Raw genomic sequence first — 18,649 nt, 5'->3', positions numbered from 1 at the left:
CATATTGAATTATAATTAGAGTAATAAAATATAATCTTGGGGGACAAGGAAATGAATGTTCTAGAAATTAAAGAGGCTGTAAATGCAGAGATTCTTACGAAAAAAGGCAATTTGGATGTTCAGTATCAATATGCTTTTGCAAGCGATTTGATGAGTGATGTCCTTGCTTATGCTAGCGATGAAACATTATTAATAACTGGTCTGAATAATCCTCAGGTAATAAGAACTGCAGAAATGATGGATATATCAGCAATACTCTTTGTAAGAGGTAAAAAACCAAGTAAAGAAACAATTGAATTAGCTGATGAAAATAACATGACTGTTATTGCAACCGATTACATTATGTTTAAGGCGTGCGGACTGTTGTATGAAAATGGTATGAGAGGACTAGAATGAAATGGTTATGGATAGTCTGATTAAAAGATACAGCTATACAATTACACGAAATGATTTTGTTACTGCGGGTAAAAGTTCGAGTGATATAAAAGGAAATTTAAAGGCGATTGGCATTGATGCTAAAACTATTAGAAAAATTGCTATAATTTCATATGAGGCAGAGATGAATATTGTGATACATTCTATGGGAGGTAAACTTCACTGTGACATATATGAAGAAAAAATAGTAATAGTTTGTGAAGATGAAGGACCTGGAATACCAGATATAGATAAGGCTATGACCGAGGGTTTTTCAACTGCACCAGAAAATGTAAGAGAGCTAGGTTTTGGCGCAGGGATGGGACTACCCAATATTAAAAGATATTCAGACGAGTTTAAGATTAGTTCAAGTGATAATGGCACAATAATTGTAGTTACTGTTTTAATATAAGGGGGTGTTTCTATGAACTTTTCCATTATGTTTGATAAAGAAAAATGTAAGGGTTGTACTAATTGTATGAAAAGATGCCCTACTCAAGCTATACGTATAAAGGAAGGAAAGGCTTATATTGATAGCAAGAGGTGTATTCATTGTGGAGAATGTGTAAAAATATGCCCGCATGAAGCATATTCTGCTCAATCAGTTGAAAGTCATAAAGAGAAGAATTATAAATGTAAAATTGCTATACCATCAACAACAATTTATGGTCAATTTCCAAAAGGAACAGAAATTTGTAAGGTTCAAAATGCTATTTTAAAACTTGGCTTTGATTATGTTTATGATGAAAGTTGGGCATCAGAATTAGTATCAAAGGCAATTAAGAGAAGGATTGAAGAAAAACAAGGCTTTAAACCGCTTATATCTACTAACTGCCCATCAACTGTAAGATTAATTAAAATTAGATATCCATCTTTGATGGAACATTTGATATCTCTTGAGGCACCTATGGAAATAGCTTCTAAGCTTGCAAGAGTTAGAGCTAAAGAGATTTTCAATTTAGAAGATAAGGATATAGGAGTTTTTTACATTTCGCCTTGTCCTGCTAAACTTCTATCTGTTACAGATCCAATAGGTCCAAAAAAATCTTGTATTGATTGGGTTGTACCTCTTAATACTATTTATGGTGATTTATACAGAGAGGTTAAAAGAGAAAATGATACGTGCTATTCGAATCCATCACTAAAGGGAATAAGGTGGGCAGTTTCTGGAGGACAATCAAAATCTGCTGATTTAATAAATTATATTGCTGTAAATGGTATGGAAAATATTATAAATATATTTGATGAAATAGAGAATGGAAAGTTATCTGATGTTGATTTTGTTGAAACATTAGCCTGTGTGGGTGGTTGTGTAGGTGGGACGTTCAATATTGAGAATCCATTCATAGCAAGCAATTCAATAAATGATATTATATATAATACAAATGAGGATGCATTGTCAAATGAGGACTTAGATAAATTTGAAGAGCTTTATGAAAATGGTGTTTTTGATTTGACTGTAACCGAAGATAAAGAGAATAAAGATAAAATTAGTATTAAAGAAGCTGTGAGAAGATTTGAAAAAATAAAAGAGATAGTAGCATTATTACCTGGTTTGGATTGCGGTTCATGTGGTGCACCTACATGTTTTGCCCATGCTGAAGATATATATGAAAATCAATCAAAACTTTATGATTGCGTAGTTTTGAGAGCAAAAAGCAAGGATAATCTATAGGTTTTTAATTGGAGGAGAAATGAAAAATTTTGAATTAGCAAAGAAGTTAGATTTGGAATCATTATTAGAAATAGACAAAGATATAAAAGTCGAAGGAGTTTATGTAGGGGATTTGTTAAGTGTAGTAATGTCAAAAGCTAAAGCAGACTATATATGGATTACAATTCAAACACATATAAATGTAATGGCTGTAGCAGAGCTTTTAGACATTTCATGTATTATCGTTGTAGAAAATATGGAAGTTGAGGCAGATACGTTGCAAAAGGCTAGGGAACTTGGTATTCCAATTTTTAAATCGCGTGAAAGTGCATATCAGGTTGCATGTAAGTTGAATAATATGGGTATAAAATGAAATTTTACTATGATTTGCACATTCATTCTGATTTATCCCCTTGTGGAAATACAGAAATGACACCTAATAATATCGTCAATATGGCGTGTATAAAAGGACTTAATATTATTTCTGTGACAGATCATAATAGTATAAATAATTATCCTGCAATGAGAGCTGTTGGTGAGAAACTTGGAATTGAAGTTATACCAGGGTTGGAGGTTACAACAAAAGAAGAGGTTCATGTCTTGTGCTATTTTAGAAAATATACCGATGCACAAAAATTTGGGGAACTAATATATGATTCACTTCCTGATATAAAAAATAATCCTCTTATTTTCGGGGAGCAAAATATTTATAATAGTGAAGATAAAATAGTTGGGAATCTTGATAAACTATTGATTAATGCAACAAGTTATACTATCAATGAGATATTTGATATAACTAAAATTAATCATGGGATTTCAGTACCTGCGCATATTAATAAAAAATCAAACAGTATTATGGGAGTATTGGGTTTTATTCCACTTAACTTAAATATTAATTTCGTTGAAGTTTTCCAGAAATTAAGTATTAATGAAAAAATAATTAGGAATTATAACATTTTAAAAAATTCGGATGCCCATCAACTTGTTGATATTTCAGAACCTGAAAATAGCGTAGAACTTGATGATATTAAAGGCATGTACGACTACCTAAAATTATAATATATCAAAATTATAGAAATTCGCTGAAAAGCGATTTTTTTCTAGTGGTCTGGAGGTTATATGAAAGAATTATCTATGCATATTTTAGATATAGCTATGAATTCTGTAAAAGCAGAAGCCAAATTAATTGAAATAACAGTAGAAGATAGTATAAAAAATAATAGTATAAAAATCACTATAAAAGATGATGGTAAAGGTATGAGCAAAGAAATTCTGGAAAATGTCGCCAACCCGTTTTATACTACACGTACTACTAGAAAAGTAGGGTTGGGTTTATCCATGTTAAAAGAAGCAAGTGAAAGGTGTAACGGCTACTTGAAAATAAATTCACAATTGGGTGTAGGAACTATTGTTGAAAGCTTCTTTGAAAGAAATAACATAGATAGAGCACCGCTTGGAAATATAGCAGATACAATTTTAGTTATTGTTAATTCTTTAAAGAATTGTAATTTGATTTATAACCATGTAGTTGATGATAATAGTTTCACAATTAGTACTCAACAATTAAAGGAAATCTTGGGTGAGGTTGTTATAAGTGATAGCAATGTAGTGATGTGGATAAAAGAGTATGTAAATGAAAATATTAATGATTTGTATAAGAATTAATTGAACGAAGCATTTGATTATTATATATTTAATCAATAAATTGAGAAAAAAATAACAAAAATTATAAAAAAACTAAAAAAGGTGTTTAAAAATAAGTTGAAATCTGTTATAATCAGTATGTTTGATTTTAAGATTCATTATATAATTAATACATTATTAAATAATTTAAACAAGAGGTGATATTTATGAGCACAAAAGGGTTTACATTTAAAGGTGGTATCCATCCTCCTCATAATAAAAAGCAAACACAAAGTATGCCAATTGAAAATGCAGTAGAGCCCAAATATGTTGTAATTCCATTATCACAACATATAGGTGCACCATGTGAACCATTAGTGGTTGCTGGAGATAAAGTAAAAGTTGGACAGAAAATTGGAGAATCTAAAGCTTTTGTATCTGCGCCCGTTCATTCGAGTGTATCAGGAACAGTTAAGCGTATAGAGCAACATCAGACAACTGGCGGGGCTAAAGTAAATAGTATTGTCATAGAATCTGATGGGTTGTTAGAAGTTCATGAATCTGTTAAACCAAAAGGAAATGTTGAAGATTTATCAAAGGAAGAAGTTTTAGCAATAATTAAAGATGCAGGTTTGACAGGAATGGGTGGAGCTGGTTTTCCTACTCATGTTAAGCTAAGTCCACCAAAGGATAAAGTAATAGATACTATTATTGTAAATGGTGCGGAATGTGAGCCGTTTTTAACTGCTGACCACAGAATAATGCTTGAAAAACCAGAAGATGTTTTAATGGGAGCAAAAGCAGTCATGAAAGCAGTTGGAGTTGACAAGTGCTATATTGCAATTGAAAAAAACAAACCAGATGCTATTGAAGTAATGCAAAAAATAGTTAAAGATGCAGATGGAATAGAGGTGGCACCTCTTGAAACTAAATATCCTCAAGGGGATGAAAAAAGAATTATAAATGCAATAACAGGTAGAGAGGTTCCTTCAGGAGGACTACCTATGGATGTAGGATGTGTAGTTGATAATGTTGGAACAATAGCAACAATAGGAAATGTATTTAGAACAGGTATGCCTGTAATACAAAGAGTTACAACAATTACAGGTAGTGCTATAAAGAATCCTAAAAACTTGTATATAAGAATAGGTACATTGTTTAGTGATATAATAGAACAATGCGGAGGATTCTCAGAAGAACCTGGAAAGATTATTAATGGTGGCCCAATGATGGGTATAGCTCAGTATACTACTGATGTACCTGCTATCAAAGGAACGTCAGGAATATTGATTTTAAATAAAAAAGATGCAACTTTACAAGAGCCTTCAAATTGTATTAGATGTGGCAAATGTGTTAGTGCATGTCCCGTTAATCTACAGCCGTTTTTATTGAGCAGATTATCAATTATAAAACAATTTGATGAGGCAGAAAAAAATTATGCTGCAGATTGTATTGAATGTGGATCATGTTCATTTATATGTCCAGCAAAACGACCATTAGTTGATACAATAAGAATTGCAAAAAAAGAAGTGTTAGCAAAAAGAAGAAAGGCTGTAAAATAGGAGGAAAAATAGATGGAAAATAAATTGATAGCTTCATCATCACCTCATATTAGATCCGAAGAAACTACTCAGAAAATAATGCTTGATGTAATCATTGCATTATTACCTGCATTTGTAGCTAGTATATTTTACTTTGGATTTAATTCAGGGGTTTTGGTTGTGGCATCTGTTGCTTCAGCAATGATAACAGAAGTAATATGTCAAAAAATTATGAAAAGACCTATAGCAATAAGTGATTTAAGTGCTGTAGTTACAGGTATGTTAGTAGCTTTTAACGTTCCGCCTTCAGCACCATGGTGGATACCAGTTTTGGGTTCTGCTTTTGCAATTGCAATTGCAAAACAGGTTTTTGGAGGAATTGGATTTAATTTTATAAATCCTGCATTGGCGGGAAGAGCATTTTTAATGGCATCATGGCCTACACGTATGATGTCAGGATGGGTTGATCCAGCAGTCGCTAATGGTGTAGATGCAATAACTTCTGCAACTCCACTTGCAATTATAAAGGGAACAGCTGAAGGTCAGTTACCTTCATTAATGGACATGCTTCTTGGTAGAATTCCAGGTTGTATAGGAGAAACATCCGCAATATTACTAATAATAGGTGGAATTTATCTAATATATAGAGGTGTAATAAAATGGATTATACCTGTTGCATATATTGGAACAGTTGCTGTTTTAGCACTTTTAATTGATGGTGGAAGTTTAGTTTTATACCATATATTTGGGGGTGGACTTATGTTAGGAGCCTTTTACATGGCAACTGATTATTCAACAAGCCCAATTACAGACAAAGGAAAAGTAATATATGCTGTATCTGCAGGTGTGTTAACAATGATAATTAGAAAGTTTGGTGGATATCCAGAAGGTGTATCTTACTCAATACTTATTATGAATATAGTAACACCAATAATAGATAAGTATGTGAGCCCTAATCTTTTTGGAGGTGCTAAAAAATGAAAAACAATGTAGTGAGACTAGGTGTAATATTGTGTTTAATATCTGCAATGGCAGGAGGAGTATTAGCATTCTCAAATAATATTACAAAAGATAAAATAGAACTAGCTGAACAAATAGCAAGTTCAGGACCTGAGGTTGCACAAGCTGTAATTCCTGGCTCAGTTTCATTTGAGCTTTCAGAGGATACAGCATTAGTAGATAAAATTAAAGCTGAAAATCAAAAATTTGTTGAACTTCGTATATGTAAAGATACTTCTGGAAATGAATTAGGTTATGGTATTAGAACTCTTAGTACTGTTCCTGGTTATGGCGGAGATGTTGAGATCTTTTTAGGAGTAACAAATGATGGGGAAATAGCAGGTATGAAGGTTGTAGCTCATGCAGAGACTGTTGGACTTGGCGCTAAGATAACAGAGCTAAAATTCCAAAGTCAATTTATAGGCAAAGGTACTGATTCGGAAATAAAAGTTACTAAGTCAAACCCTAAAGATGATGAAATAGTAGCATTGTCAGGTGCAACATTCTCAACTAAATCTATAACAAGTGCTGTAAATAATGCAATGGATATTTACAATCAATTTTTGAAGAAATAGGAGGAAATTATGGATAAATTAAAAATATTTAAAAGTGGTCTATTAAAAGACAATCCTATATTCGTTCAATTGCTTGGAATGTGTTCTGCACTTGCAATAACAACATCAGCTATAAACGGAATAGGTATGGGAGTTGCAGTTACTGTAGTTTTAGTGGGTTCAAATATAGTTATTTCTCTTATGAGAAAAGTTATACCTGATGAAGTGCGTATACCTGCATTCATAATAGTTATTGCAACATTTGTTACAATAATAGATATGTTTATGCATGCATATACCTTTGAATTGTATCAGTCACTTGGTGTTTTTATACCACTTATAGTTGTTAACTGTATTATTCTTGGTAGAGCAGAGTCATTTGCATCTAAAAATGGTGTAATAGATTCAATTATTGATGGTCTTGGTATGGGAGTTGGTTTTACATTTGCTATAGTAATACTTGGTGCAATTAGAGAATTCTTAGGTTCGGGTGCAATTTTAGGATTTCAAATTTTACCAGCAGCGTATGAGCCAATGTTAATAATTATATTACCACCTGGAGCATTTATAGCACTTGGATTATTGATAGGTTTAGTAAATAATTTAACTAATAAGAAGAAAGCTTAGGAGGTATGGATTATGAGTTTAGTAAGTTTATTTATTACTGCTTTTTTAGTAAATAATATTATATTTTCACAATTCTTAGGAATATGTCCATTCCTAGGGGTTTCAAAAAAAATAGAAACTGCAGCTGGAATGGGTATTGCAGTAATTTTCGTTATAACATTATCATCAGTTATAACATATGTGGTACAAATATTTATATTAAATAAATTAGGTCTTGAATATTTACAAACTATTGCATTTATATTAATTATAGCTGCATTGGTTCAGTTTGTTGAAATGTTTCTTAAAAAATCAAGTCCAGGATTGTATCAAGCACTTGGAGTTTATTTACCATTAATTACAACAAACTGTGCTGTACTTGGAGTAGTTATTTTAAATATTCAAAAAGACTATACGTTTGTAGAAGCAATAGTAAATTCAGTTGCAACATCAGCCGGATTTCTGCTTGCCATAGTTTTATTTGCAGGTGTTAGAGAAAAGCTTGAAACTTCTGATATACCAGAGAGCTTAAAGGGTTCTTCTATTGCTTTAATATCAGCAGGGTTAATGTCTATTGCATTCCTTGGCTTTTCAGGTTTGAAAATATAAGGGAGGTATAGAATATGGTTATTTTATATGCAATATTAGTGTTGGGCGGTTTAGGATTGCTTTCAGCGGTTATGTTAGCAGTAGCTTCTAAAGTTTTCTATGTGCCAGTTGACCAAAAGGTTATTGATTTAAGAAAGGCACTTCCTGGAGCAAACTGTGGTGCATGTGGTTTTCCTGGTTGTGATGGTATGGCAAATGCTATTGCGAATGGAACTGCTCCAGTAACTGGATGTCCAGTATGTAGCAGTGAAGCAGTTGAAGAATTAAGTGAAATTATGGGAGTAACTGCAGAGCTTGGTGAAAAGAAAGTTGCTCATGTTATGTGTAAAGGTTGCGATAGTTTAGCAACTAAAAAATATGATTACAGTGGATATAAGGATTGCAAGGCTGCAGCTGCAGTTGCAGGTGGTAATAAATCTTGTGATAGAGGCTGCTTAGGTTTTGGCACTTGTTTTGAAGTTTGTGAATTTGATGCTATAACAATGGTAGATGGAGTAGCAGTTATAGATAAAGAAAAGTGTACATCTTGTGGTAAGTGTATTGGTGTATGTCCTAGAGCTATAATTTCTATGGTACCGTATAATCAAGATGTAATTGTTGAATGTGAAAACAGAGATTTTGGAAAAGCTGTAAAAGACGTTTGTAAAGTTGGATGTATTGGTTGCAAAATTTGTGAAAAGAATTGTCCATTTGATGCAATTCATGTAGAAAATAACATAGCAAAAATAGATTATGAAAAATGCACACAATGTATGATTTGTACAGAAAAATGTCCTACTAAAGCTATATCTGGCGATTTAGTTAATAGAAAAAAGGCAGTTATTATAGATGATAAATGTATTGGATGTACAATATGTGCTAAAAAATGTCCTGTAGATGCAATTGAAGGTGAATTAAAAGGTGTACACAAGGTAATCGAAGATAAATGTATAGGTTGTGGTGTTTGTGCTTCAAAATGCCCAAAAAAAGCAATTGAAATGAAATAATATATTAATAGAATTGAAGCTAATAACTAGCTTCAATTTTTTATATAATAATATTGGACATTTTAAAGCATATAATATCTTTTGACAAAAAAACAATTTAACAATATAATATATCTTATATGAATTTGATTTTGTAAAAATGGTTAATAAAATAAATTATTAGGAGAATATTAATGAAATATCCAAGTCATTTAGATAAAAGAAATTTGACCATGCTCATGGATTTTTATGAATTAACTATGGCAAATGGTTATTTTTCAAGTGGTATGGGAGATACAGTTGTATATTTTGATATGTTTTATAGAAAAAACCCTGATGGTGCGGGATTCGTAATTGTTGCGGGGTTAGACCAGGTTATACAATATATAAAAGAACTTAAATTTACAGATGAAGATATATCTTATCTTAAAAGTAAAAAAATATTTAATGAAGAGTTTTTGATATATCTTAAAAATTTCAAATTTTCAGGAGATATATATGCTATACCAGAAGGGACTCCAGTGTTCCCAAACGAGCCTTTAGTTACTGTAAAAGCTAAAGCCTTGGAGGCACAGCTTTTAGAAACTATGATTCTTTTAACAATTAATCATCAAAGTTTGATTGCAACAAAGGCAAATAGAATAGTTAGGGCGGCAAAAGGAAGACCAGTTATGGAATTTGGTGCAAGAAGAAGTCAAGGTTATGATGGAGCAATATATGGAGCTAGGGCAGCGTATATTGGTGGGGTTGCTGGGACTGCTACTACTCTTGCAGACGAGGCTTTTGGAGTGCCAGCGCTTGGAACTATGGCTCATTCATGGATTCAAATGTTTGAAAGTGAATTTTGTGCATTTAAAACATATGCAGAAAAATATCCTGACGGTTGTACCTTGTTAATTGATACATATAATGTAATAAAAAGTGGAATTCCTAATGCAATAAGAACTGCCAAGGAAGTCCTTGAACCTATGGGTAAAAAGCTTGGTGGGGTAAGAATAGATAGTGGAGATATTGCATATCTTAGTAAAAAGTGCAGGAGAATGCTTGATGAAGCTGGTTTAACTGATTGTAAAATTGTTGCGTCAAATAGTTTAGATGAATATATAATAACTGATTTAATTGACCAGGGAGCTAAGGTAGATTCTTTTGGTGTTGGGGAGAGACTTATTACCGCAAAATCTGAACCTGTTTTTGGAGGAGTTTATAAACTTGCTGCAGTAGAAAAAGATGGTGTAATTATTCCTAAAATCAAAATATCTGAAAATGCGGAAAAAGTTACAAATCCGGGATATAAAAAAGTTTGGAGATTATCAGATAAAAATACTAATAATGCCATCGCAGATGTGATTACAATGGCACATGAAGTTATTAATGATAAAAAACCATACACAATATTTGATGAAATTCATGTATGGAAAAAGAAAAAATTAACTAAATTTGTTGCAAAAAATCTTCAGGTTCCTGTATTTTTAAATGGTGAATGCGTATATGAAAGTCCAAGTTTAAATGAGATTAGAGAATTTTGTAAGATAGAAGTCGATAGACTTTGGAACGAAGTTAAAAGGTTTTCTAACCCACATCAATATTATGTCGATTTATCAAGGGAATTATGGAGATGTAAACAAGAAATGATAAATGAATACAGCTATAAATAAAGCCAAGAGTGAACAGTTTTCATAATTGTTCACTCTTGGTTTTTATATATTAATGCTTATGGATATGCAAAATTTGGTTGTTATCTTTTAAGACACCTTCATAAAGCTTTTGTACAATATGATTGTCTTCTGAATTTTTGATTTGTCTAGTTTTATCAATAGAGTAGAGTCCTTTAGCTCTCATTATTCTAGTTTCTCTTGTTATTACTTTTGGAACGGGTTGTCCGCCCCCTGCAATACATCCACCTCTACATGCCATAACTTCTATCAAATCGTAATTTTTTTCACCGCTTTTAATTTGTCTTATTATATCATCTGCATTTTTTAAACCATGGACAACAGCGATTTTAATATCCCTTCCATCATAGTTAACAGTTGCTTCTTTAACATTTTCTAAACCTCTTACGCTGTTAAATATAATTTCGCAATCATCTTTACCAAATTTGTTTTTTAAGAGTCTTCTTAAAACTGCTTCTGTTACCCCTCCAGTTGTGCCGAATATTATGCCTGCACCAGATGTCATACCAAATGGCATATCTAGTGATTCTTCTTCTATATCATTAAAATCAATACCCATTTCTTTTATCATCATGGACAATCCTTGAGTAGTTAATACTATATCAACTTCTTTTATACCATCATGTTCAAATTCAGGACGATTCATTTCAGCCTTTTTAGCAGTACAAGGCATAATTGAAAGCATGATAGTTTCCTTGCCATCTTTTTTGTCTAATTCGCCATATATTTTTTTTACAACAGTGCCAAACATTTGTTGAGGTGATTTGCAAGTTGAAATATTATCCATTAACTCAGGATATTTATTTTCTGCAAATTTTACCCATGCAGGGCAACATGATGTAAATAAAGGTAGATTTTTATTTTGGTTAATTCTTTCTAAAAATTCATTTGTTTCTTCTATAACAGTCAAATCAGCACCTACAGCAGTATCATACACTTCATCAACGCCTAGTCTTTTTAATACAGCTACTATTTTGCCAATTGTTACATCACCTGGTTTTAATCCAAATTCCTCACCTAATGCAACACGCACGGCAGGAGCTATTTGTGCAACAATTCTTTTACTTTTATCATAGATTGCATTCCAAACTTTATCTGTTGTATTATTAATTGTAATTGCGCCTGTAGGGCATACAATTCTACATTGGCCGCAATTTACACAATTTGTTTCACTTAGTTTTTTATTGAATGCTGGCATGATTTTTACATCAGTACCTCTATGTGCAAATCCAAGAGCACCTACTCCTTGAATCTCTTCACAAACCATAACACAATCACCGCATTTAATACATTTATTACTATTTCTAATTATACTTGGACTGGAATCATCAATGTCATTTACTTCATTAATTTGATTAAATCTTATTTTTCTTAATCCATATCTGTTTGCAAGAGTCTGTAATTGGCATTTTCCAGTTCTTTCACAAGCGGTACAATCTCTATCGTGATTTGCCAATAATAATTCAAGAATCATTTTTCTGTATTTTCTAATTCGTTCAGTATTTGTAAAGATTTCCATGCCATCTTTTGGTTTTTCGGCACAAGTTGCTATAATATCACCTTTAGATGTTTCTACTGAGCACATTCTACAAGCTCCATATATACTTAATTCAGAGTGATAACAAAACGTAGGTAAATCAATACCTGAATCTCTAATTAGACTTAATATATTTTTTTGATTTGTGAATGGGACTTTTTTACCATCTATAATCATTATTCCACTCATAGTTATACCTCCAATATAGCTCTAAAAGAGCAAACTTCTATACAAGCACCACATTTAATACATTTTTTGCTATCTATAACAAATGGTTCTCTGACTTTTCCTGAAATCGCATCAACAGGGCAATTCCTGGCACATTTGCTACATCCTTTGCACAGGTTAGCATCTATATAAATAGTTGATAATCCCTTACACACTTTAGCTGGACACACTTTATCTACAACATGTGCTAAGTACTCATCATGGAATAAATTCAGTGTACTTAAAACTGGATTGGCAGCAGTTTTACCAAGGCCGCATAAAGCAGTATTTTTGACAGTATCAGCTATATCTTTTAAAAGTTCTAAATCATCAACTGTACCATTTCCAGCAACTATTTTTTCGAGAATTTCAAGCATTCTTTTTGTACCTTCTCTACAAGGTATGCATTTACCACAACTTTCTCTTTGAGTGAAGCTCATGAAGAATCTTGCAACTTCAACCATGCAGGTATCTTCATCCATTACAACCATACCACCTGACCCAATCATAGCTCCTACTTTTTTTAGGGAGTCAAAACTAAGTGGTAAATCAAGATATGATTCATCAAATGTGAGACATCCACCAGAGGGTCCACCAATTTGAACAGCTTTAAAGCTTTTTCCGTTTGGTATTCCTCCTCCAATATCAAATATTATATCTCTTAATGTTGTGCCCATAGGTACTTCTATTAATCCAGTGTTAACTACATTACCAGTTAAAGCAAAAGCCTTAGTACCAGAGCTATTCTTAGTTCCATACTTTTTAAATTCTTCTACACCATTTAAAATTATGATAGGAACATTAGCAAATGTTTCAACGTTATTTAATACGGTAGGGCATCCAAACAAACCTTGTTCTACAGTTCTTGGTGGTTTAACACGAGGCATACCTCTTTCACCTTCAATTGAAGCAGTTAAGGCACTTCCTTCACCACATACAAAAGCTCCAGCCCCTTGATTAATATGAATATCAAAATCAAAACCGGATCCTAAGATGTTTTCTCCTAATAGCCCATATTCTCTTGCCTGATTTATTGCAATTCTCAATCTTTCTACAGCCATTGGATATTCAGCTCTTACATAAATATATCCTGTGTTAGCTTTTGTAGAAAAACCACCAATTAGCATTCCTTCGATTATTTTATGAGGGTCACCCTCCATGATGCTTCTATCCATAAATGCACCAGGATCACCCTCATCACCATTACATACAACATATTTAGTAGGGTTGTTTTGTGATAAAACTTGACTCCATTTTTTTCCTGCTAAATAACCGCCACCACCTCGGCCTCTTAAACCTGAATCTGATATTTGTTTGCATATTTCTTTTGAATCCATAGAAGTAAGAGCTATAGCAGCAGCCTTATAACCATCTTTACTTATATACTCTTGAATATTTTCTGCATCCATATTACCACAATTACCTAAAACGATACGAGTTTGCTTTTGGTAAAATGGTATTTCTTCTTGAGTTTTATATAATTTATTATTATCTTTATACATTAGTCTTTCTACGGGAGTACCGTTAATCAATGTATGATTTACTATATCTTCACAATCTTCTAGTTTAACATGTAAATATAAATAATTAAATGGCTCTATTCTTATAAGTGGACCAGCTTCACAAAAACCGTGACATCCACTTTTTTTTACTCCAATTCCTTTTTCTTCTTTCAATAAATCAACATCTACTAAAAGTCCATTTTCTTTAACTAATTTTTTAATTTTTTCATAAATAGCTAGAGATCCTCCAGCTAAACATCCTGTACCAGCACAAACAAGTACTTTTATTGATTGTTTTTCTAAAGAATTTTTGAAGGTATCAGCAAATGAAATTAAATCTTTATAATTTTTTATAAGCATTTAAATAGCCTCCTTTTTTATGTCATTTATAAGTTCAACAACGAATTGTGGTGTAACTTTAGGATAAACTTGGTCATTTATTGTTATAACAGGAGCTAGTCCACAAGCACCTAAACAAGAAACAGTTTCTACGGTAAATAAAAAATCATCCGTTGTATTTTTTTTATCATTAAGATGTAATTCTTTTCTGATAGCATTTAATATTGGAATTGATTTCCTAACATGACAAGCAGTACCATCACAAATTTTTATGATGTACTTTCCCTTAGGTTCTAGTGAAAAATTTTCATAAAATGTAGCGACTCCATAGATTTTAGCATCACTAATATCTAATTTAAAAGCAATATACTTCAAAACATCCTCAGGTAAATAGCGATATAACTTTTGGATTTCTTGAATAATATTAATAAGTTCCTTCTTGTTGCAATTATGTCGAATAACAATTTCATCAACCTTTTCCTTTACTTCTGCATTGAACATAATAATATTCCTTTCGTAATATAAATTTTGTTGTCTTAATTTGTTAATAATATAACAAATTAAATGAATATAATCAAGCAAATCTTTAATAAAACAAGTGGAAAAATATTATATTATAAATGCTCACGTTTGCAGTTTATTTGATAATGCTATAATATACATAAAGTTAATTTAAATAATAAAATACCTTGACATACATAGGACATCTATGTACAATAGTAACATAGATTATCTATGTATAATAAACTAGGGGTGAATTTATGAAAGTTGATAAAAGTTTAATTTCAGGAAGTACTAAGATGTTGGTATTATCTATTATAGAAGGCGGAGATAAATATGGATATGAAATAATACAAGAATTAAATTTAAAATCGTATGGGACATTTGTTGTAAAAGAAGGTACACTTTATCCAATTTTACATAGTTTGGAAAAAGAAGGATTAATCAAGTCATATCCTTATAAAATGGAAAATGGTAGAACTAGAAAATATCATAAGATAACAAAAAAGGGAAAAACATATTTGTACACTAAAAAAAAGGAATGGAATGAATTTTCTACAAAAGTTAATATGATTATTGGAAGTAATGTATAAAACTAAGTATAATTAATATAAGTTTAGACAATGATAATATTTATTATTGACATTATTATAGTATGTATTATAATGAATGATATTATTTAAACATTAGAAATTAAAACATAATAAATGGTAAGTGTGACATAAAATTAAGGACAACTTCATAATATAAAGTAAGATATTATTAATATGAGGAGGTTGTCTTGTGTTTGGAGCAGATATAGGTATTGTGTTAGCTTATTCAGCTGGAATAATGTTAATTTTTATGTTATCTTGGATTTTGGTGATTCCATTTAAAATTGTTGGAAAATTTGTGCTCAATGCATTAATAGGTGGTTTTTTGATTATATTATTTAATTTTTTTGGTCAATTAACAGGGGTTAATATTGGAGTAAATGAGATAACTGCTTTAATTGTAGGACTTTTGGGAGTGCCAGGTTTCATAGCTATTTTAGCAATTAAATTGATACTATAATTGATATGAGAGTCACTGTTGTAATTGGTTAGGGAACAATGTTTTAATGATAATGAATTTTTATTGGACAATATAGGTATGCTGTTATATAATATATACACTTATAAAAATAAGCATAAATAAAATTATAACCGAAGGTGATAAAATTGTGGATAGAAATTATTGTTTTATTTTCAATTGTTTTTATGGTTATTACTATAATGGTTGTTTTAATAGTAGAAACATTGCATACAATAAAAAACATATCTAAAAAAAGAAACAAAAGGGAGTTAGACAATAAAAGCTTTAATTACACTAATATTTACCGCTAATGATAAAGATTAGGTGGAGATGAATATAAATTAATAAGGAGATGAATACTAATCCCAATATACAGACTAAGTTATTGTTATATAATAAAAGTCATGTATAAATTTATTTTTAAACAAGTTACAAATCGTTTTAAAAGAATATTTAACGGGAGATAAAAAACAATGGATAAAATGAATATTATTTCGGGTATTAAGCAGTATCGAAGTGAAGTAGATACTAATTTCCACATGCCTGGACACAAAGGTAAAAGTGGGATTTTAGATGAAATAGGCAATAATCTTGGTTTTTATGACATTACAGAAACTATAGGAACAGATAATTTGCATTACCCAACTGGTTTTATAAAAAATGCAATGGAATTCATTGCAAAATCATACGGTGCCAAAAAATCATATATGGTTGTAAATGGAACATCGTGTGGAATTATTTCAGCAATAACAGGATGTACTAATCCTGGTGATAAAATTCTAGTTCAAAGAGATTGTCATAAATCAGTTTATAATGCTTGTATATTAGGAGATTTAAAACTTGATTATTTGTATCCTGAATTTAACAAAAAACATGGTTTGAATTTTAGTATAAGTTTAGAAAAGTTAGAACAAATGTTAGTAGATGAACCTGAAATAAAAATGGTAGTTTTAACATATCCAACGTTTTATGGTATTTGTTTTGATGTAGAAAAAGCTGCAGAAATAGTTCACAAATATGGTAAAATTTTAATGATAGATGAAGCCCATGGTTGTCATCTGAACTTTAGTAAAAAATTGCCTCCGGCAGCAGAAGTTTCTGGTGCTGATATAGTAGCTCAAAGTTCTCATAAAACACTTCCTTGTATGACACAGGGTTCAATTTTGCATATATGCTCGGATAGAGTTGATGTAAATAATATTGAAACAATGCTTAGAATGCTACAGACAACATCACCATCATATGTACTGATGGCTTCAATTGAAAATTCTGTACATTGGATGAATAAATATGGTGAGGAAAGATTAGATAGAAATATAGATGTATTTAAGAGAAAAACTTTAGAGCTTAGGAATATGGGTATAAATGTTTTAGAAGATGATTTTCTTATAAGCGAAGGTTGTTATGATTTCGATCCAACTAGAGCAGTTATAAGTATGTCAGATCTTGGTATACAAGGAACAGAACTTCAAGATATTCTTAGGTATAAATATAATATACAAATGGAATTTGCGGATTTGATGTATACTGTAGGTTATATTACAGCAACAGATGAACCTGAAGATATAGAGAGATTATTTGATGCTGTAAAAGAAATTTATTTAGAGGAAAGTAAAAATAAAGACAAAAGAGAATTGGTTCAAATAGAACCATTTCCTAATCAAGTTCATGCAATGAAAATGCGTAAAGCGTTTTATGCTCAGAATAAGCTCGTTGATTTAGATGAAAGTATTGGTAGAACAGCGGCAGAATTTATAATACCATATCCACCAGGTATTCCTTTAGTTTGTCCTGGTGAAATAATAGTTGAAAAAACAATAGAATATGTAAAAACAATGCTTGAAAATGGTATAAATGTAAATGGCGTTGATAAAAATAATCAATTGAGAGTTGTGATATAAAATGAAAGGTTTGTTCATAGTAATTGAAGGTCCCGATGGTGCTGGAAAAAGTACAATAGCTAAAAAGATTGGTGAATACTTTAGTGCAAAAGGAAGACAAATTGAATTTACTAGAGAACCTGGGGGTACCAATATAAGTGAAAAAATTAGAGATCTTATATTGGACAAGAGTAATAAAGAAATGGATTATAAGACTGAAGCTTTGCTCTATGCTGCGGCTAGAGCACAGCTTGTCTCTCAAAAAATAATCCCATGGCTTAAATCAGGTAAAATAGTAATTAGTGAAAGATATGTTTATTCAAGTCTTGTTTATCAAGGGATAGGTAGAAATCTAGGAATAGAAGAAATAAAGAAGATTAATGATTTTGGCACTTCAGGACTTAATCCTGATATGGTTTTGTTTTTTGACATAGACCCTAAAAAAGCATTAGAAAGAAAACTAAATATAGACGGAGGAGATCGGATTGAAAACGAAAACATTTCATTCCATAAATCTGTTTATGAAGGTTATAAAAAAATTGCTAATAATTACTCTAATATTATAACCATTGATGCACAGAGATCTGTAGATGAAATTTTTGAAGATGTCAAGAGTATTATAAATAATTTATAAGGAGGAAATTAAAATGAAAATGATTACTGCAATTGTACAAAATGATGATGCAAATAAATTAATATCATCACTTAGAGAAAAAGGTTTTTCTTGCACAAAACTTTCTTCAACTGGTGGTTTTTTAAGTTCTGGTAATACAACTATATTATCAGGAGTTGATGATGATAGAGTTGAAGAAGAAATAGAAATTATAAGAAAAATTTGTAAAACTAAAAAAAAGGTTACAGCAGCAATCCCTCCAAGTTCATTTAGCACTGTAGGCGGATATTTACCACAAACCATCGAAGTAACTGTAGGTGGTGCTGTAGTTTTTGTAAATTCTGTTGATAGATTTGAAAAAATTTAAATTTGTTGGAGG

21 protein-coding genes are annotated in these 18,649 nt (G+C 31.2%); 18 read left to right on the top strand and 3 right to left on the bottom strand.

Features of this window, described 5'->3' with window-relative positions; genetic code table 11:
* The first annotated feature begins 51 nt into the window (after nt 1-51).
* From J2Z76_RS03810 to J2Z76_RS03750, 13 genes are all read left to right on the top strand, one after another.
* Nucleotides 52-396 carry a DRTGG domain-containing protein gene (locus tag J2Z76_RS03810; RefSeq protein WP_209510679.1) on the top strand — a complete coding sequence of 115 codons (345 nt, stop codon included), beginning with the start codon at nt 52-54 and terminating at the stop codon, nt 394-396.
* A 1-nt stretch (nt 397) separates the two neighbouring features.
* Nucleotides 398-826, top strand: coding sequence for an ATP-binding protein (locus tag J2Z76_RS03805; RefSeq protein ID WP_342455008.1), 429 nt, complete (start codon nt 398-400; stop codon nt 824-826).
* 12 nt (nt 827-838) lie between these two features.
* On the top strand, nt 839-2,089 hold the full coding sequence (locus J2Z76_RS03800; protein ID WP_209510678.1) for a [Fe-Fe] hydrogenase large subunit C-terminal domain-containing protein: 1,251 nt from the start codon (nt 839-841) through the stop codon (nt 2,087-2,089).
* A gap of 19 nt (nt 2,090-2,108) precedes the next feature.
* Entirely contained in the window at nt 2,109-2,441 is a 333-nt protein-coding gene (locus J2Z76_RS03795; protein WP_209510677.1) for a DRTGG domain-containing protein, read from the top strand.
* Nucleotides 2,438-3,127 (top strand): PHP domain-containing protein, encoded by a 690-nt coding sequence (locus J2Z76_RS03790; RefSeq protein ID WP_209510676.1) that lies wholly within the window; start codon nt 2,438-2,440, stop codon nt 3,125-3,127. Before J2Z76_RS03795 ends, J2Z76_RS03790 begins: the two co-directional genes overlap by 4 nt.
* Before the next feature lie 60 nt (nt 3,128-3,187).
* Nucleotides 3,188-3,733 carry an ATP-binding protein gene (locus tag J2Z76_RS03785; RefSeq protein WP_209510675.1) on the top strand — a complete coding sequence of 182 codons (546 nt, stop codon included), beginning with the start codon at nt 3,188-3,190 and terminating at the stop codon, nt 3,731-3,733.
* Between the two features lie 185 nt (nt 3,734-3,918).
* On the top strand, nt 3,919-5,253 hold the full coding sequence (rsxC, locus tag J2Z76_RS03780; protein WP_209510674.1) for an electron transport complex subunit RsxC: 1,335 nt from the start codon (nt 3,919-3,921) through the stop codon (nt 5,251-5,253).
* A 12-nt stretch (nt 5,254-5,265) separates the two neighbouring features.
* Nucleotides 5,266-6,213: an RnfABCDGE type electron transport complex subunit D gene (locus J2Z76_RS03775; RefSeq protein ID WP_209510673.1), complete on the top strand. Its 948-nt coding sequence runs from the start codon at nt 5,266-5,268 to the stop codon at nt 6,211-6,213.
* Nucleotides 6,210-6,806, top strand: coding sequence for an RnfABCDGE type electron transport complex subunit G (locus J2Z76_RS03770; protein ID WP_209510672.1), 597 nt, complete (start codon nt 6,210-6,212; stop codon nt 6,804-6,806). The genes J2Z76_RS03775 and J2Z76_RS03770 overlap by 4 nt, the downstream gene beginning before the upstream one ends.
* 9 nt (nt 6,807-6,815) lie before the next feature.
* Nucleotides 6,816-7,412: an RnfABCDGE type electron transport complex subunit E gene (locus J2Z76_RS03765; RefSeq protein ID WP_209510671.1), complete on the top strand. Its 597-nt coding sequence runs from the start codon at nt 6,816-6,818 to the stop codon at nt 7,410-7,412.
* Nucleotides 7,413-7,424: 12 nt separating this feature from the next.
* Entirely contained in the window at nt 7,425-8,000 is a 576-nt protein-coding gene (gene rsxA, locus J2Z76_RS03760) for an electron transport complex subunit RsxA (RefSeq protein WP_209510670.1), read from the top strand.
* Nucleotides 8,001-8,014: 14 nt separating this feature from the next.
* Nucleotides 8,015-8,986 carry an RnfABCDGE type electron transport complex subunit B gene (locus tag J2Z76_RS03755; RefSeq protein ID WP_209510669.1) on the top strand — a complete coding sequence of 324 codons (972 nt, stop codon included), beginning with the start codon at nt 8,015-8,017 and terminating at the stop codon, nt 8,984-8,986.
* Between the two features lie 173 nt (nt 8,987-9,159).
* Entirely contained in the window at nt 9,160-10,620 is a 1,461-nt protein-coding gene (locus J2Z76_RS03750) for a nicotinate phosphoribosyltransferase (protein ID WP_209510668.1), read from the top strand.
* Nucleotides 10,621-10,669: 49 nt separating this feature from the next.
* On the opposite strand, the gene J2Z76_RS03745 is transcribed toward J2Z76_RS03750, so the two are convergent.
* Genes J2Z76_RS03745 through J2Z76_RS03735 form a run of 3 tightly spaced genes read right to left on the bottom strand, consistent with a single transcriptional unit; the run spans nt 10,670 to nt 14,724 of the window.
* Entirely contained in the window at nt 10,670-12,364 is a 1,695-nt protein-coding gene (locus tag J2Z76_RS03745) for a [FeFe] hydrogenase, group A (protein WP_209510667.1), read from the bottom strand.
* Between the two features lie 2 nt (nt 12,365-12,366).
* Entirely contained in the window at nt 12,367-14,244 is a 1,878-nt protein-coding gene (locus J2Z76_RS03740) for an NADH-quinone oxidoreductase subunit NuoF (RefSeq protein WP_209510666.1), read from the bottom strand.
* The gene (locus J2Z76_RS03735) at nt 14,245-14,724 is read right to left on the bottom strand and encodes an NADH-quinone oxidoreductase subunit NuoE family protein (RefSeq protein WP_209510665.1); all 480 of its coding nucleotides are present in this window, start codon (nt 14,722-14,724) and stop codon (nt 14,245-14,247) included.
* 260 nt (nt 14,725-14,984) lie between these two features.
* Here J2Z76_RS03735 and J2Z76_RS03730 point away from each other — a divergent pair, with 260 nt between their 5' ends.
* From J2Z76_RS03730 to J2Z76_RS03710, 5 genes are all read left to right on the top strand, one after another.
* Complete coding sequence (locus tag J2Z76_RS03730) at nt 14,985-15,317, top strand: PadR family transcriptional regulator (protein WP_209510664.1); 333 nt, start codon at nt 14,985-14,987, stop codon at nt 15,315-15,317.
* A 190-nt stretch (nt 15,318-15,507) separates the two neighbouring features.
* Complete coding sequence (locus J2Z76_RS03725; RefSeq protein ID WP_209510663.1) at nt 15,508-15,777, top strand: pro-sigmaK processing inhibitor BofA family protein; 270 nt, start codon at nt 15,508-15,510, stop codon at nt 15,775-15,777.
* 473 nt (nt 15,778-16,250) lie between these two features.
* Complete coding sequence (locus J2Z76_RS03720; protein ID WP_209510662.1) at nt 16,251-17,678, top strand: aminotransferase class I/II-fold pyridoxal phosphate-dependent enzyme; 1,428 nt, start codon at nt 16,251-16,253, stop codon at nt 17,676-17,678.
* 1 nt (nt 17,679) lies between these two features.
* Nucleotides 17,680-18,291, top strand: a complete 612-nt coding sequence (gene tmk / locus J2Z76_RS03715; protein WP_209510661.1) for a dTMP kinase — start codon at nt 17,680-17,682, stop codon at nt 18,289-18,291.
* 13 nt (nt 18,292-18,304) lie between these two features.
* Complete coding sequence (locus J2Z76_RS03710; protein WP_209510660.1) at nt 18,305-18,637, top strand: cyclic-di-AMP receptor; 333 nt, start codon at nt 18,305-18,307, stop codon at nt 18,635-18,637.
* Nucleotides 18,638-18,649 lie beyond the last annotated feature (12 nt).

This window comes from Sedimentibacter acidaminivorans, assembly GCF_017873955.1.
Classification (GTDB): Bacteria; Bacillota; Clostridia; order Tissierellales; family Sedimentibacteraceae; genus Sedimentibacter; species Sedimentibacter acidaminivorans.
The sequence above is the reverse complement of the archived record's forward strand: the minus strand, read 5'-3'. Positions and strand labels throughout refer to the sequence as shown.

Coding starts and splice junctions, on each gene's coding strand:
- J2Z76_RS03785 (WP_209510675.1), top strand. CDS start 3,188: ATGAAAGAATTATCTATGCATATTTTAGATATAGCTATGAATTCTGTA.
- J2Z76_RS03710 (WP_209510660.1), top strand. CDS start 18,305: ATGAAAATGATTACTGCAATTGTACAAAATGATGATGCAAATAAATTA.
- rsxA (WP_209510670.1), top strand. CDS start 7,425: ATGAGTTTAGTAAGTTTATTTATTACTGCTTTTTTAGTAAATAATATT.
- rsxC (WP_209510674.1), top strand. CDS start 3,919: ATGAGCACAAAAGGGTTTACATTTAAAGGTGGTATCCATCCTCCTCAT.
- J2Z76_RS03770 (WP_209510672.1), top strand. CDS start 6,210: ATGAAAAACAATGTAGTGAGACTAGGTGTAATATTGTGTTTAATATCT.
- J2Z76_RS03730 (WP_209510664.1), top strand. CDS start 14,985: ATGAAAGTTGATAAAAGTTTAATTTCAGGAAGTACTAAGATGTTGGTA.
- J2Z76_RS03740 (WP_209510666.1), bottom strand. CDS start 14,244: ATGCTTATAAAAAATTATAAAGATTTAATTTCATTTGCTGATACCTTC.
- tmk (WP_209510661.1), top strand. CDS start 17,680: ATGAAAGGTTTGTTCATAGTAATTGAAGGTCCCGATGGTGCTGGAAAA.
- J2Z76_RS03755 (WP_209510669.1), top strand. CDS start 8,015: ATGGTTATTTTATATGCAATATTAGTGTTGGGCGGTTTAGGATTGCTT.
- J2Z76_RS03805 (WP_342455008.1), top strand. CDS start 398: ATGGTTATGGATAGTCTGATTAAAAGATACAGCTATACAATTACACGA.
- J2Z76_RS03795 (WP_209510677.1), top strand. CDS start 2,109: ATGAAAAATTTTGAATTAGCAAAGAAGTTAGATTTGGAATCATTATTA.
- J2Z76_RS03745 (WP_209510667.1), bottom strand. CDS start 12,364: ATGAGTGGAATAATGATTATAGATGGTAAAAAAGTCCCATTCACAAAT.
- J2Z76_RS03765 (WP_209510671.1), top strand. CDS start 6,816: ATGGATAAATTAAAAATATTTAAAAGTGGTCTATTAAAAGACAATCCT.
- J2Z76_RS03775 (WP_209510673.1), top strand. CDS start 5,266: ATGGAAAATAAATTGATAGCTTCATCATCACCTCATATTAGATCCGAA.
- J2Z76_RS03735 (WP_209510665.1), bottom strand. CDS start 14,724: ATGTTCAATGCAGAAGTAAAGGAAAAGGTTGATGAAATTGTTATTCGA.
- J2Z76_RS03800 (WP_209510678.1), top strand. CDS start 839: ATGAACTTTTCCATTATGTTTGATAAAGAAAAATGTAAGGGTTGTACT.
- J2Z76_RS03790 (WP_209510676.1), top strand. CDS start 2,438: ATGAAATTTTACTATGATTTGCACATTCATTCTGATTTATCCCCTTGT.
- J2Z76_RS03720 (WP_209510662.1), top strand. CDS start 16,251: ATGGATAAAATGAATATTATTTCGGGTATTAAGCAGTATCGAAGTGAA.
- J2Z76_RS03750 (WP_209510668.1), top strand. CDS start 9,160: ATGAAATATCCAAGTCATTTAGATAAAAGAAATTTGACCATGCTCATG.
- J2Z76_RS03810 (WP_209510679.1), top strand. CDS start 52: ATGAATGTTCTAGAAATTAAAGAGGCTGTAAATGCAGAGATTCTTACG.